The 14,210-nt window shown below is 68.4% G+C and carries 13 protein-coding genes; 9 read left to right on the forward strand and 4 right to left on the reverse strand.

Annotated features, from left to right (window positions below; translation table 11 throughout):
- Positions 1–158 precede the first annotated feature (158 nt).
- Genes AC1DSO_RS05475 through AC1DSO_RS05485 form a run of 3 tightly spaced genes read right to left on the reverse strand, consistent with a single transcriptional unit; the run spans position 159 to position 3,390 of the window.
- Positions 159–1,628: an FGGY family carbohydrate kinase gene (locus AC1DSO_RS05475; protein WP_477067886.1), complete on the reverse strand. Its 1,470-nt coding sequence runs from the start codon at positions 1,626–1,628 to the stop codon at positions 159–161.
- Positions 1,628–2,587: a transketolase family protein gene (locus AC1DSO_RS05480; RefSeq protein ID WP_477067887.1), complete on the reverse strand. Its 960-nt coding sequence runs from the start codon at positions 2,585–2,587 to the stop codon at positions 1,628–1,630. Before AC1DSO_RS05480 ends, AC1DSO_RS05475 begins: the two co-directional genes overlap by 1 nt.
- Entirely contained in the window at positions 2,584–3,390 is an 807-nt protein-coding gene (locus AC1DSO_RS05485) for a transketolase (protein ID WP_477067888.1), read from the reverse strand. The genes AC1DSO_RS05480 and AC1DSO_RS05485 overlap by 4 nt, the downstream gene beginning before the upstream one ends.
- Positions 3,391–3,702: 312 nt before the next feature.
- Between AC1DSO_RS05485 and AC1DSO_RS05490 the strand changes: the two genes are divergently transcribed.
- From AC1DSO_RS05490 to AC1DSO_RS05530, 9 genes are all read left to right on the forward strand, one after another.
- Positions 3,703–4,365, forward strand: coding sequence for a DUF2291 family protein (locus AC1DSO_RS05490; RefSeq protein WP_477067889.1), 663 nt, complete (start codon positions 3,703–3,705; stop codon positions 4,363–4,365).
- A complete protein-coding gene (locus AC1DSO_RS05495; RefSeq protein WP_477067890.1) occupies positions 4,362–5,909 on the forward strand; it encodes a sugar ABC transporter ATP-binding protein in 1,548 nt (515 codons plus the stop codon). The genes AC1DSO_RS05490 and AC1DSO_RS05495 overlap by 4 nt, the downstream gene beginning before the upstream one ends.
- An 8-nt stretch (positions 5,910–5,917) precedes the next feature.
- Positions 5,918–6,979 carry an ABC transporter permease gene (locus tag AC1DSO_RS05500; RefSeq protein WP_477067891.1) on the forward strand — a complete coding sequence of 354 codons (1,062 nt, stop codon included), beginning with the start codon at positions 5,918–5,920 and terminating at the stop codon, positions 6,977–6,979.
- An 8-nt stretch (positions 6,980–6,987) separates the two neighbouring features.
- The gene (locus AC1DSO_RS05505; protein WP_477067892.1) at positions 6,988–7,869 is read left to right on the forward strand and encodes a DeoR/GlpR family DNA-binding transcription regulator; all 882 of its coding nucleotides are present in this window, start codon (positions 6,988–6,990) and stop codon (positions 7,867–7,869) included.
- Positions 7,866–8,828 (forward strand): substrate-binding domain-containing protein, encoded by a 963-nt coding sequence (locus AC1DSO_RS05510; RefSeq protein ID WP_477067893.1) that lies wholly within the window; start codon positions 7,866–7,868, stop codon positions 8,826–8,828. Before AC1DSO_RS05505 ends, AC1DSO_RS05510 begins: the two co-directional genes overlap by 4 nt.
- A 33-nt stretch (positions 8,829–8,861) precedes the next feature.
- The gene (locus AC1DSO_RS05515) at positions 8,862–9,845 is read left to right on the forward strand and encodes a sugar phosphate isomerase/epimerase family protein (RefSeq protein WP_477067894.1); all 984 of its coding nucleotides are present in this window, start codon (positions 8,862–8,864) and stop codon (positions 9,843–9,845) included.
- 98 nt (positions 9,846–9,943) lie between these two features.
- Positions 9,944–10,726 carry an IclR family transcriptional regulator gene (locus AC1DSO_RS05520; protein ID WP_477067895.1) on the forward strand — a complete coding sequence of 261 codons (783 nt, stop codon included), beginning with the start codon at positions 9,944–9,946 and terminating at the stop codon, positions 10,724–10,726.
- Positions 10,727–10,808: 82 nt separating this feature from the next.
- Complete coding sequence (gene gtdA / locus AC1DSO_RS05525) at positions 10,809–11,855, forward strand: gentisate 1,2-dioxygenase (RefSeq protein ID WP_477067896.1); 1,047 nt, start codon at positions 10,809–10,811, stop codon at positions 11,853–11,855.
- Entirely contained in the window at positions 11,852–12,550 is a 699-nt protein-coding gene (locus AC1DSO_RS05530; RefSeq protein ID WP_477067897.1) for a fumarylacetoacetate hydrolase family protein, read from the forward strand. The genes gtdA and AC1DSO_RS05530 overlap by 4 nt, the downstream gene beginning before the upstream one ends.
- A 21-nt stretch (positions 12,551–12,571) precedes the next feature.
- On the opposite strand, the gene AC1DSO_RS05535 is transcribed toward AC1DSO_RS05530, so the two are convergent.
- The gene (locus AC1DSO_RS05535; protein WP_477067898.1) at positions 12,572–13,876 is read right to left on the reverse strand and encodes an MFS transporter; all 1,305 of its coding nucleotides are present in this window, start codon (positions 13,874–13,876) and stop codon (positions 12,572–12,574) included.
- Positions 13,877–14,210: the final 334 nt, after the last annotated feature.

Genomic DNA, 14,210 nt, shown 5'->3' on the forward strand with positions numbered 1-14,210 from the left:
CTCGCCGAGGGGCGTTGTCCTGCCCTCTCGGCGAGCTTCTTTCGAAACGAACCCGGCGCCTTGGCGCGACGACGGTTCGCGAGCGCCAAGTCTATTAGTCCAGGATTTCGAACCGGCCTCCGGAGCAGGCCGAGCGGGCGCTTGACGCCCTTCGACGATCAGCTTGTCTGGCGCGCTTGTTGGATCGCCGCGCGCCAGCCGCGCCGGATCCGATCGCGCGCGTCGTTGGCCATGGCGGGTGTGAAGCGGAGCGCGGGAGTCTCCTCCGCGCGCAAGGGTGAGCCCAGCGCCTGAGCGGCCATGCGGGCCACGCCCAAGGCGCTGGCTTCCGGACTGTCCTGACGTGTGACGTCCGCGCGCAGAAGATCGGACAGCAACTGCAACAGGAAGGCGTTGCGTGTCGCGCCGCCGTCGACGCGGATCTCGGTCAGAGGGCGGGCCAGGTCGGCCTGCATGGCCTCGACGACGTCGACGATCTGCAGGGCGATGGCCTCGAACGTGGCGCGGGCGACGTGGCCTGGTCGCGTGCTCAGGGTCATGCCGGTAAACAGGCCGCGCGCCTGGTCATCCCAGTGCGGCGCGCCCAGGCCGGCGAGGGCGGGCACGAAAACAACCCCGTCGCTGGTCTCGACCGAGGTCGCCAGGTCTGTCAGCGCCTGCTCGTCGGCCGCGCCGAGCAGTTGTGTCGAGAATGCCGCCGCCTGGCCGGAAACGGTGATGTTGCCTTCCAGGGCGTAGAGCGTCTCGCCGCCCTGACGCCAGGCGACCGTCGTCGACAGGCCGTGCGCCGAGCGCGCCAAGCGGTCGGTTGTCGTCATGATCGACGAGCCGGTGCCGATCGTGGCTTTCAGGGCCCCGGGCGCGGACTGGACGTGTCCGAACAGGGCGGCGTGAGAGTCGCCCATGATCGCGTGGATCGGAGTATCGGCGGTCAGGGCGCTGACGCCGGCCGCCACGCGCCCGAAACAGGCGTCGGACGACATGATCTCCGGCAGCACGGTCAGGGGGACGCCGAACAGCGCCGCCAGGTCCGGATCCCAGGCCAGTGTGCGCAGGTTCAGGAGCTGGGTGCGCGAGGCGTTGCTCGGGTCGGTCGCATGAACCTGGCCGCCGGTCAGGTTCCAGAGCAGCCAGCTGTCGACCGTGCCGACCCGCAAGGCGCCGGCGGCGGCCAGGCGCGCCGCTTCCGGGACGGAGTCCAGCAGCCAGGCGAGCTTGGTTGCCGGAAACAGCGGATCCAGGCCCAGGCCGCTTCGCTCCGACACAAACCCCTCCAGGCCCTCGGCCCTCAGGCGGGCGCAACGGTCCGACGAACGGCGGCACTGCCAGCTGATCGCCGGCGCGACGGCCCGGCCGGTCCCGGCGTCCCAGGCGACGATGGTTTCGCGCTGATTGCTGATCGCGACGGCAGCGATGCGGTGGCCTGGCGCGGCCGTGAGCAGGTCCTCGATCACGGCCACGACGCTGGCCCACAGATGCTCGGCGTTCTGTTCGGTCCAGCCCGGCCGAGGATGGGCCAGGGTCATCGGGCGGCTGGCGCGGGCGACGATCTGGGCGTCTTGGCCGACGAGCAGCGCCTTGGTGTTGGTTGTCCCCTGGTCGATAGCCAGGATCACGTCGCCGACCATCAGCCGCGCTTCCGCGACAAGGCCTCGCGCGCCGCGGCGGCCAGGCCGGCGGCGGTGAGGCCCGCGCGCTCCATCAGCCATTCGGCCGAGCCGGTCGGCTGGAATCCATCGAAACCGACGATGCGCATCGGCGTCGGGCGTTGCATGGCCAGGACCTCGGCGACAGCGCCGCCCAGGCCGCCGCGCACCACGTGCTCCTCGGCGGTGACGACCGCGCCGCAGTCGGTGGCGGCCGCGACGATCGCGGCCTCGTCGAGCGGCGAGAGGGTGGACATGTTGACGACACGCGCCTCGATCCCCTCGGCGGCCAGGATGTCGGCGGCCTTCAATGCGCGATGGACCAGCGTGCCGGCGGCGATGATCGCCACGTCGCCGCCATCGCGCAGGATCTCGGCCCTGCCGATCTGGAAGGGCGCGCGATGTTCCAACTCAGGGACCGGCATCCGGCTGATCCGGATGAAGGTCGGCTGGTCGCTCGCCGCGGCGGCCTTGACGGCCTCGGCGGTCTCCCAAGGGTCCGAGGGCACGATCACGGTCAGGCCGCGCAGGGTGCGCAACCAGGCCAAGTCTTCGATCGAGTGGTGGGTCGCGCCCAGCTCGCCATAGGCCACGCCGCTGGAGATGCCGCACAGCTTCACATTCGCCGCCGAATAGGCGACGTCGACCTTGATCTGCTCGAGGGCGCGCGCCGTCAGGAAACAGGCCGCGCCGCTGACGAACGGGATCTTGCCGCCGTTGGCCAGGCCGGCGCCGACGCCGACCATGTTCTGCTCGGCGATGCCGACATTGATCACGCGCTCGGGAAAGCGGTCGCGAAACTTGCCCAGCTTGCTGGAGCCGACGCTGTCATTGACCACCGCGACCACGCGCGGGTCCTCGGCGGCCAAGGCTTCGAGGGTTCGGGCATAGGCGTCCCGGCAGTCGAACAGGCCTGGGACGGAAGGGGGCGCGGCGCTCATGCTTGATCCTCGACGCCAGCTTCCTCGATACCGGCCAGCTCGGCCAGAGCCTGAGCGTACTGCGCGGCGTTGGGCGCGCCATGATGCCAGCCGGCCTGGTCGTGCATGTAGGAGACGCCGTAGCCCTTGATCGTGTTGGCGATGACGCAGCGCGGCGCGACGCGCGGCGACGCGGGGCGGTCCAGAGCCGAGAGCAGCTGGGCGTAGTCGTGGCCGTTGATCTCAACGACCTCCCAGCCGAAGGCGCGCCACTTGTCCGCCAGCGGCTCCAGGGCGTTGGTGTCCTCGGTGCGGGCGCCTTGCTGCAGGCGGTTGCGATCGATGATGACGGTCAGGTTGCCGAGCTTGCGATGCCCGGCCAGCATGGCCGCTTCCCACATGCTGCCTTCCTGCAGTTCGCCGTCGCCGGTCAGCACGAAGGTGCGATGGCCCGACCGATCGATCTGCTCGGCGATAGCGATGCCCACGGCGACGGGCAGCCCGTGGCCAAGCGGACCCGTGTTGGTCTCGACGCCGGGCAGATAGGTCCTGTTGGGATGGCCGTTCAGGCGCGAGTTCGGCCGCAGATAGGTTGAAAGCTCGCCCTCAGGAAAGAAGCCCGCGCCGGCCAGCGCCGTGTAGAGGGCGCCGGTGCAGTGGCCCTTGCTCATCACGAACCGGTCGCGGTCGGGCGCGGCGGGGGCGCTCGCGTCATAGCGCATGACGCCGAAATAGAGCGTCGCCAGGACGTCGGTCGCGGAGAGGTCGCCACCGGGGTGGCCTTGCCCGGCCTCGTAGATCATCTGGAGGCTGCGCCTGCGCATCCAATTCGCGCGCTCGCGAATGCGTTCGATGCGTTCGGCGCCTTCATTCTCTCGCCTTGCGTCCAGGGCTTTCACCAATCCGCTCTCCGTGTCGTGAGGATTGGAGTATCCGCACGGCGATATCGAGACAAGTGTAACTTTCGATTTTCTTCGAATTGCGTTGCTCTGTCTGGGAAGTTTCGCCAGATTTTACGAAGGGAACGCCGCGCCGGGTTTGACAGCGCTGATGTCGATAGGCATCTTGCTGGCTCAAAAGAAAATAAACGAAGATCAATCGACGGTTATGTCGGGTAGGGAGGGCGAGTGACGGGAATGGGTCTGGTCCGGCGCCGCGCGTTGTTCGCCATCCTGCTGAGCTGCGCCGCCGTCCTGGCGGGCTGCAAAGTCATGACGGTCGAGCAGGACCAAGCGATCCGCGCCAAGCGCAGCCTCGACTTCGACGCCGACACCTACGTCTCGCGCATCTGGACCACCCAAGCGCTTCCCGAACTCCAGCATCGCGCCGCGCCCGCACGAGAACTCTTCGCGGCGATCGCCGCCGACCCCGAAGGCGCCGGCGCGCGCCTGGGCCGACGCGCCAGTGAGGGCGGCGCCTGGACGTTCGTCGTCAGGGGCGAGGGCGTGGTCACCGCGATCGACGATAGCTCCCGCCGCCGCACCGTCGAGGTCGCGCTCGGCGACGGCGTCTCTCGCGCCGTGAAGCTGGAAACCGGCCCCGTGGTAGTCGGAACGACGGTTCGCGACGCGCTGCCCTTCATCGCCTTCGACGATTTCTCGGACCAGCTGGTCTATGCCGACGTCGGGCGAGCCCTGACGACGACCGCGCTGGCGCGGCTGAAGCCCGCCCTGGACGGCGTGCGTCCGGGTGATCGCGTCCGGTTCCTCGGCGCGCTCCATCTTCCGGCGGCCGGCCAGCCAGTCTTCGTCACGCCTGTTTCGATCGAAAAAGTCGCTTCGGCGGGCGTTGCTCCATGAGTGGCGAAGCCGTCCTCCTCAGCGCCCGGAACGTCGTCAAATCCTATGGCGCGACCACCGCCTTGCGGGGCGTGGATTTCGACGTGCGCGGCGGAGCCGTCAATGTCCTGATCGGCGAGAATGGGGCCGGCAAGTCGACCCTGATGCGCCTGCTGGCCGGGGTCGAGCAACCCGACAGCGGCGAGATCTTGCTGGGCGGCGCGACCGTCAGCCTGCGCTCCGTGCGCGACGCCGCGCGGCAGGGCGTCGGCATCGTTTTCCAGGAGCTGAACCTCTGCCCCAACCTGACGGTGGTCGAGAACATCTTCCTGGGTCGCAACCTCGGGCGAGGCGGGGTGATCGACCATGCCGCCGAGCGCCGGCGCGCCGACGAGGCCCTGGCTCGCCTTGGCGCGACCTTCACCTCGGACACACGCGTGTCGGCCCTGAGCATTGGCCAACAGCAGATCGTCGAGATCGCTCGCGTGCTGGTCGAAGACGTCCGTGTGCTGATCATGGACGAGCCGACCTCGGCCCTCAGCGAGGAAGAGGTCGCCAACCTCTTCGCCATCATCGGCGAGCTGAAGCGCCAGGGCGTCGGCATCGTCTACATCTCGCACCGGCTGGAAGAGCTGATGCGGATCGGCGACCACGTCACGGTGGTGCGCGACGGTTCCGTGGTGGCGTCCGCGCCGATCGCCCAGGCTTCTGTGCCCTGGATCGTCGAGGCCATGCTGGGCGAAGCCGTCGCGGCGGTCGGCGCAACGTCTACCGCGCGCGGCGACGTGGTTCTGGCGCTGGAGGACGTGGTCGTCCGTCGTGGCGACGGCGCCCGGCTAGTCGATGGCGTCTCGGCCGAATTTCACGCCGGCGAGGTCGTGGCGGTCTACGGTCTGCTCGGCGCGGGGCGGACCGAACTCTTCGAATACATCTTCGGTTCGCGACGCGGCGCGGGCGGCGTGCGGCTGAACGGTGAGGCTATCGAGCGGCTCTCCGCCGCCGATCGCGTGGCCCGGCGCCTGCTGATGGTTCCCGAGGATCGCCAGCGGGACGGTCTGTTTCAGAACCTGTCCGTGGGCGGCAACCTCGGCCTGTCCAGCCTGGCCCGTTTCACGCGCTTCGGCTTCATCTCGAACGCGGTCGAGGACCGCTCGGTGCGCGCGATGATCGCGCGGCTGGGGGTGAAGACCCCGTCGCCTCGGACGCCGATCGGCGCGCTGTCGGGCGGCAACCAGCAGAAGGTGGTCATCGGTCGCTGCCTGCTCCGTGATCCGCTCGTCCTGCTGCTGGACGAGCCGGCGCGGGGCATTGACATCGGCGCGCGCGCCGAGGTGTTCGCCGCCATGCGCGCCCTGGCCGCCGACGGCCTGGCCGTGGTGTTCACGACCTCCGACATGCTGGAGGCGCTCGGTGTCGCCGACCGGATCCTGGTGATGTCCAAGGGGCGCCTGACCGCGGACCTACCGGCGAGCCAGGCCGACGAAGGTCTGCTGGTCCAGGCCGCCAACGGCGCGGTCGTTTCCCCATTCGACCCGCGCCCGCGGCGCGCGGCGGTCGCGCAGTGAAGGTGAGCATGTCGTCCATCGCTTCCGATCCCGCCCCGAAGGCGGCCGAGCTGCTCATGAAGCCGCCGACGCCGGCCTGGGTCGCCTTGCTGTTCAAGGCGCGGGCGCTGATCGCCCTGGCGCTGGTCACCGCCTTCTTCTCGGCCATGGCCCCGAACTTCCTGTCGGTGGCCAGCGCCCTGATCACGGCCAAGCACATCGCCACCATCGCTATCCTCGGGATCGGCATGACCTATGTGATCCTGACCGGCGGCATCGACCTTTCGGTCGGCTCGATCGCGGGCTTGTCGGGAATGATTGGCGGGGCCCTGATCCTGAACGGGATCACGACGGGGCCGCTGGGCGTCGTCATCTATCCGTCGACCCTGGCCGTGATCGTCATCGTGGTGATGGTCGGCGGGCTGATCGGCCTGCTCAACGGGACGCTGATCACGCGCTTCGGCGTTGCGCCCTTCATCGCCACGCTGGGCGTGCTGTATGTGGCCCGCGGCGCGGCCTTGCTGTGCTCGAACGGCGCGACCTTCCCGAACCTGACGGGCGGCGCCGACTACGGCAACCAAGGCTTCCCGCTGCTCGGCGCGGGGCGGTTGCTGGGGATTCCGGTTCCCGTGCTGATCATGATCGTCCTGGCCGTTGTCGCGGCGTGGGCGGCGGCGCATACGCCGTTCGGGCGGCGCGTCTACGGGGTCGGCGGCAGCGAGCGCGCCGCGCTGCTGTCCGGCGTCCGGGTGGGCCGCATCAAGACGCTGGTCTACGTGATCTCGGGCATGTGCGCGGCCCTGGTCGGGTTGATCGTCGCCTCGGACCTTGTCGCGGCCCATCCGGCGTCCGGGGAAACCTTCGAGCTGAGCGCCATCGCCGCCGTGGTGCTGGGCGGCGCGTCGCTGAGCGGCGGGCGGGGCACGATCGGCGGAACCATCATCGGCGCCTGCGTGATCGGCGTGCTGGGCGATGGGATGGTGATGATCGGCGTCAGTGAGTTCTGGCAGATGGTGATCAAGGGTACGGTAATCGTCACGGCCGTTGTACTCGATCAGTTGCAGGGCCGGATCATCGGCGCGCGAGACTGAGAGCGGACATGGCCAAGGGCACCTCCCCCAAGAGCGAAGTGAAGACTGGACGCGGCAAGACGATCGCGGCCGCCAAGGCGCCGCGCGCCAAGTCCAAGGGCCCGGGGCTCACGGTCGGCGCCGGCTCGTTGCTTGGCGAACCGCGCCGCATGAAGATGCTGGCCTGGTTCCAGGAGGCCGGCAGCGCGCGGGTGCGCGACCTGGCCGAGGCGTTCGCGGTCTCGGAGGTGACGGTCCGTCAGGACCTAGAGCGCCTGGAGGCCGAAGGCCACATCGTCCGCGAACACGGCGGCGCATATCTGAAGTCCGTGCCCCAGCAGGTGCGCGCCATGGCGCTGCATCACCTGGTCAACATGGACGCCAAGCGCCGGATCGGCCAAGCGGCCGCGGCCCTGGTCGAAGACCATGAGACCATCGTGCTGGACGCGGGCTCGACCATCACCGAGATCGCCATGAACCTGGGCGACCGCGAGGGCCTGACGGTCATCACCAACGCGCTCAACATCGCCCTGATCCTGGGCGCCATCCCGACCTACACCGTCCACATGCCGGGCGGGCAGTTCAAGGCGCCGACCCTGTCGCTGTCGGGCGAGCGCTCGGCCGACTACTTCGAGGGCCTGTTCGCCCAGAAGCTGTTCCTGGCGACGGCGGCGGTTTCGTTCGAGGCCGGCCTGACCTTCCCCGCCATCGCCGACATCGCCGTCAAGCGCGCCATGATCAAGTCGGCGTCGAAAATCTATCTGGCGGCGGACTCCACCAAGATCGGCAAGACCTCGTTCTCGTCGTTGGGCGGGATCGAAAACATCCACTGCCTGATCACCGACAGCGGTATTCGCGACGAGGACCACCGCGCGTTCCTCGACGCCGGCATAGAGGTCATCGTCGCATGAAGCTTGGGCGTCCACGGATCTGGCTTGCCGTTCTGGCGCTGATCGTCGTCGCCGTGGCGGCGGTCGCCTTGTTGGCGCCACGCGCTGGCCGCTCCAGCCTGATCGTGATCATCACGCCCTCTCTCGACAATCCATTCTTCGGCCAGGAAGCCATCGGCGCCGAGCAGCGCGCCCAGGCGTTGGGCTACCGCACGCTGAAGTTCTCGCACGACGACGACGCCTTCAAGCAGAGCCAGCTGATCGACACCGCCATCGCCCAAAACGCCTCGGCCATCATCCTGGACAACGCCGGGGCCGACGCCAGCGTCGCGGCGGTGCKTCGGGCCAGGTCGGCCGGTGTGCCCGTCTTCTTAATCGACCGAGAGATCTCCAGCCGCGGCGCCGCGGCGGTCCAGATCGTCTCCAACAACTATCAAGGCGCGGCCCTCGGCGCCCAGGCCTTCGCGGAGGCGCTGGCTGAGAAGGGCGACTATGCCGAGCTGGTCGGCAAGGAGTCGGACACCAACGCCTCGATCCGTTCGCGCGGCTTTCACGACGTCCTCGACCAGTATCCCGACTTGAAGATGGTGTCGCGCCAGAGCGCCAACTGGGATCAGGCCCAGGCCTTCTCGATCATGCAGTCGATTCTGCAGGCCCATCCGACCCTGAAGGGCGTGATCGCCGGCAACGACACCATGGCCCTGGGCGCGGTGGCCGCGCTGGAGAGCGCCGGGCGACGCGACGTCGCGGTGGTGGGCTTCGACGGCTCCAACGACGCGCGCGACGCCATCCTGGCGGGCAAGATGCGCGCGACGGTGCTGCAGCCGGCCTTGCGGCAGGCCCAATACGCCGTCGAGCTGGCCGACCGCTACCTGAAGACCGGCAAGACCGGCGAGCGCGAGAAGCTGTTGATGGACTGCTTCCTGGTCGACCGCGCCAACGCCGCGCGCGTGAACAACTTCGCGCTGACCCAGCGCTGAGGCCTCCCGAAGACCCTAACCGAAAGCGTACCCATGACCGCCAAGCAACGATACGGCGCCGGCATCTGGCACTTCGCCACCTATGTCGATCGCTACGCCACCGACGGGTATGGGCCGCAACGCGATCTGCTGGAAATGATCGACCTAGCCGGCCAGGTCGAGGATCTCTCGGTGGTCGACATCAACTTCCCGTTCGTCGGCAAGGACGTCTCGCTGACGGCCATTGGCGAGGCGCTGGATCGCAATGGCCTCAGCGTCATCGGCATCACGCCCGAGATCTATACGCGCCGGTTCGCCAAGGGCGCCTTCACCAATCCCGACCCAGGCGTGCGCCGCCTGGCTAACGAGATGTGCAACGACGCCGCCAAGATGGTCCGCCATTTCGGCGCCGACTATGTCAAGCTGTGGCCCGGCCAGGACGGCTGGGACTATCCGTTCCAGGTCGACCACAAGGCGCTGTGGACGGCGTCGGTCGAGGGCGTGGCAGAGCTGGCCGCTCAGAACCCCGACCTGAAGTTCGTGATCGAGTACAAGCCGCGCGAGCCGCGGGTGCACATGAGCTACGACTCGGTCGCCCGGACCCTGCTGGCGATCGAGCGCATAGGCGTTCCCAATGTCGGGATCCTGCTGGACTTCGGCCACTCGCTGTATGGCGGCGAGTCGCCTGCCGACGCCGCCCAGCTGGCGATTGATCACGGCCGCCTGTTCGGCATGGACGTCAACGACAACATGCGCGGCTGGGACGACGACCTGATCGCCGGCTCGGTGCATCCGATCGAGCTTTTCGAGTTCTTCTGGACGCTGCGCAAGAACGGCTGGGACGGCGTCTGGCAGCTGGACCAGTTTCCGTTCCGCGAAGACTGCGTCGCCGCCGCCAACAGCGCGATCCGCTTCCTCAAGCGTATCGAGACGGCGCTGGACCGCCTCGATGTCGAAGGCCTGAAAGCGGCCCAGGCCCGTCAGGACGCCGTCACGGCGCTGGACATAGCGCGCGCTGCGCTGTTCGGCGACGCCTAGCAGGCTGTCTCTAGGCTATGGTTTGAGTTGAGCGTGACGCTACGAGTCGCTATCGGGCGGCTCGTGGCTGCGCCCGCCAAGCCATGCTGGAGAAGACCATGATCGATGAGGCCGAAGCCGCCGAGTCCCCCGCGCGGCGCCGAGGCATCCAGTCGGTTGAGATCGGGCTGGGCATCCTCGAGGCCTTGGCCGGGCTGGGACAGGCCTCGACGCTGAGCGCCGTGGCCCAGGCCAGCGGCATGGCCGCGCCGCAGGTGCACCGCTATCTCCAGAGCCTGATCATCGCCGGCATGGCGCACCAGGATCCGGCCACCGGTCGCTACGACCTGGGCCCCAAGGCGCTGAAGCTGGGCATGGCCGCCCTGTCGCGGATCGACGCCTTCAGACTGGTCGATTCCGCGATCATCGACTTCACCCAGAGGACCGGCCAGACGGTCCAGATCGCCGCGCTGGGACCACTGGGACCGACCATCGTGCGCTGGAACATGGGCCGTCCGGCGGTGATGACGTCGTTTAACGTCGGATCGGTGCTGCCGCTTCTGTACTCGGCGACGGGCCAGGCCTTCCTGGCATTCACGCCGGCGATCGAGACCGAACACTTGCTGGAACGCGAGCTCAAGACCGGACCGATGAAGCGCGCCGAGGCCGAGGCCTTGCGCCAGTTGGTGCGAGCGCGCGGCCACGCCCACGTCGAGGGCACGATGGTGCCGGGACTGCGCGCCACGGCCTTTCCAATCTTCGATCTGCAAGGGCGGGCGGTGCTGACGGCCACGGCGCTGCTGCCTGACGCCTTCGCGGGCGATCGCCACGAGCAGGCGTTGGCGGAACTGGGCGAGCTGTGCCGGGAGATCAGCACGCAGCTGGGGTGGTTCGGTCAGTGAGTTATGCATTGCGCAAGTGATTACGTAGTGTCAAAAATACGCTCACGCAGGCCCTCGGGAGCGGGGCGGCGAAGGATGCGCGATGACCCTGCCCAACGACCAACGCGCCCAGCTGGAAGCGCTCTACGCCGAGATGGCGCCGGCCAACCTGACGCCCCTGTGGGAATCGCTGGCCCAGCTGGTGCCCAAGCAACCGCAGTCGCCCGCGGTGGTTCATCGCTGGTCCTATGATCAGGCGCGCGATTACCTGATCCGCGCCGGCGACCTGATCAGCGCCGAACAGGCCGAACGTCGGGTTCTGATCCTGGAGAACCCCGGCCTTCGAGGGTTGTCGTCGATCACGCCCAGCCTCTATGCCGGTCTGCAGCTGATCCTGCCGGGCGAGATCGCGCCCGCCCACCGTCACGTCCAATGCGCGCTGCGCTTCGTCCTCGAAGGGGAGGGGGCCTTCACCGCCCTGGACGGGGAGAAGGCGATCATGCGGCCGTTCGATCTGGTGCTGACGCCGGCTTGGCAATGGCACGACCACGGCAATCCCAGCGACCGGCCGATGATCTGGCTGGACGGCCTGGACATCCCCACTGTCCGCCATTTCGACGCCGGCTTCGCCGAGTCCTATCCTGAGAAGGCCCACCCCGAGACCGCGCCGCCGGGCGACACTCTGGCGCGCTACGGCCGCAACCTGCGCCCGGTGCGCGGCTCGGCCGCCGACCGGCGACCGGCGCGCCAGCCGCTATTCCACTATCCCTACGCCGACTGGCGGCCGGCGCTGGACGCCATGGCCGCGGCGGCGACCATTGATCCGCATCTTGGCCACGCGCTGGAATTTCTGAACCCGGCCGACGGCGGTCCGATCATGCCCACCATCGCGGCCCAGGCGCGGCTGCTGCCGGCGGGGTTCGAAACCCGCGCCCGGCGCTCGACCGATGGCGCGGTGTTCGTCGTGGTCGAAGGCGAGGGCTGGGCGGTCGTAGACGGCCGCGAAATCGCGCTGGCGCCGCGTGACGTCCTGGTCGTGCCGTCTTGGCGGGAACTGCGCCTGGGCGCGGCCCGCGACCTTGTGCTGTTCAGCTATTCGGACCGGGCGGCGCAGGAAAAACTCAGTCTCTATCGGGAGGAATGCGCGTGACCTTGGTGTTCGAACCCCAGGCGCCCGTCGTCGCGGCGACCAGCGAGGGCCGGGGCTTCCCGGTCCGACGGATCTTCTGCATCGGCCGCAACTACGCCGCCCATGCGCGCGAGATGGGCCGCGACCCGGACCGCGAGGCGCCGTTCTTCTTCACCAAGTGGGCCGAGACGGTGGTTCCGACGGGCGCCGTGGTCGCCTATCCGTCCGAAACCAGCAACTTCCACTACGAGGCCGAACTGGTCGTGGCGATCGGCGGGGGCGGCCGCGACATCGCGTCGGACGACGCGCTAGGCCACGTCTACGGCTACGCCACGGGCCTGGACATGACCCGCCGCGATCTCCAGCTGGAAGCCCGCGAGAAGGGGCGTCCCTGGGACACCGGAAAGAACGTCGAGCAGTCCTCGCCGCTGGGCTTGATCCACACCGTCGCCGAGGTCGGCCATCCGAAGGCGGGCCGTATCGCGCTGAGCGTCAATGGCGAGGTCCGGCAGGACGCCGACCTGGCCGAGCTGATCTGGCCGGTCGCTGACGTGATCGCCTATGTTTCGCGCTTCTACCGCCTGGAGCCGGGCGACCTGATCTATACGGGCACGCCGGCTGGAGTCGGGGCGGTGGTCGAGGGCGACGAGATCGTCGTGTCCGTGGCGGGCCTCTCCGATTGCGCGATCAGGGTCGGGCCGCCGGCCCGCGACTGATCCGGCGAGGCCGTTCCGCCGTCAGGCTCGCCGCAGCGCGAACACCGCCGCGGCGGCCGCCAGGGCCGGGACGATGGCGGCCAGCAGCAGGGCCTGAGGCGTCCAGCCTATGGCCAGCAACGCTCCGCCGATCGTGGGCCCTAGGATCGAGCCGATCCGCCCGACGCCCAAAGCCCAGCCGATGCCGGTGGACCGGACCGCCGTCGGATAGGCATTGGCGGTCACCGCGTTCAGGCCGATCTGTGCGCCCGACACCCCGAACCCGCAGGCCGTCGCCGCCGCCAGCAGCAGGACGGTGTTGGGACCGGCCAGGGCGATGACGGCGATAAAGATCGCCGCGGCGAAATAGGCCGCGCTCAGGATCAGGTAGGGATCGCGGCGGTCGATCAACCGACCCAGCACCACACCGCCGATCACGCCGCCCAGGTTCAGCAGCGCGGTCGACAGGATCGCGGTCTTCAGCGGCATGCCCAGGGTCTTGAGCAACGACGGCAGCCAGTTGACCAGGAAATACATGACCAGCAGGTTCATGAAGAAGGCCGTCCAGACCAGCAGGGTGCGGCCGGCCCGGCCCTCGGCGAACAGGGCCGCCACTGGAAAGCGCGGAGCGTCGCCGCCGCTCTCGGCGCGCACCGAGGCGACGAAGGCCTCGACAGTGAGGTCCGGCGCGCCGCGGCGCAGAATCGCGGCGATGCGCGGCTCCCGCCCGGGGCGGAGCGCCAGGAAACGGGCGGACTCTGGCAGAAGCCAGGCCAGCACCGGCAGCAGCGCCAGAGGCATGGCTCCGCCCACCAGGAACACCCATGACCAGCCGTGGTCGGCGATCAAGGGCGCGGTGACCAGGCCGCCGATCGTCGATCCCAGCGGAAAGCCGCAGAACATCACCGTCACCAGCGTCGCCTTGTAGCGCGCGGGCGCGTACTCGTTGGTCAGGGCGATGATGTTGGGCATGGCGCCGCCCAGGCCGATCCCGGTCAGCAGCCGCAAGGCCAGCAGCTCGTCGATCGTCCGCGCGCGGGCGGTCAGCAGGGCGAAGACCCCGAAGACGGCCACCGACAGCAGGATGATGACCTTCCGCCCGTATCGGTCGGCGGCCGAGCTGAGCACGAAGGCGCCGATGGTCAGGCCCAGCAGGCCTGCGCCGAAGATCGGACCGAAGGCGGAGGCGGCCAGGCCCCAATCCTCGGCGATGCGTGGCGCGACATAGGCGATCGACTGGGTGTCGAAGCCGTCCAGCATCGCCACCAGCCCGCACAGGACGGTGATGCCGACCTGGAACGCGCCGAACCGCGTGTGATCGATCCCTGCGTCGGGCGCCGACTGCATGCCCGCCATCATCTCTCCTTTACGCGCGACACACAGTTCCGACCGGCAGAGGGCTGAAAGCTGTTGCCCCCTTCGCCGCGCGGATAAGCGCCCGGTGGCCAAGGTTGATTGGATTATTTGCCATCGTCAAATGCATTTCGCATGATAAAATCGCGGAAATGCCACCCGGCGGGAGCCGGCTTGATCCCGCGTAGGGATGACATGCGAGCGGTCTTTCGAAGAGATTTCGAATCTTGACGATTTCGGGGGGGCGGGATTGAGCGTGGCCGCTTGTCCAATGTTTCATAGAATAAATTGATTTATAACAATAAATTGTATCGTTTAGATTACTTTT

It is taken from the genome of Caulobacter sp. P4_E5, from assembly GCF_056401555.1.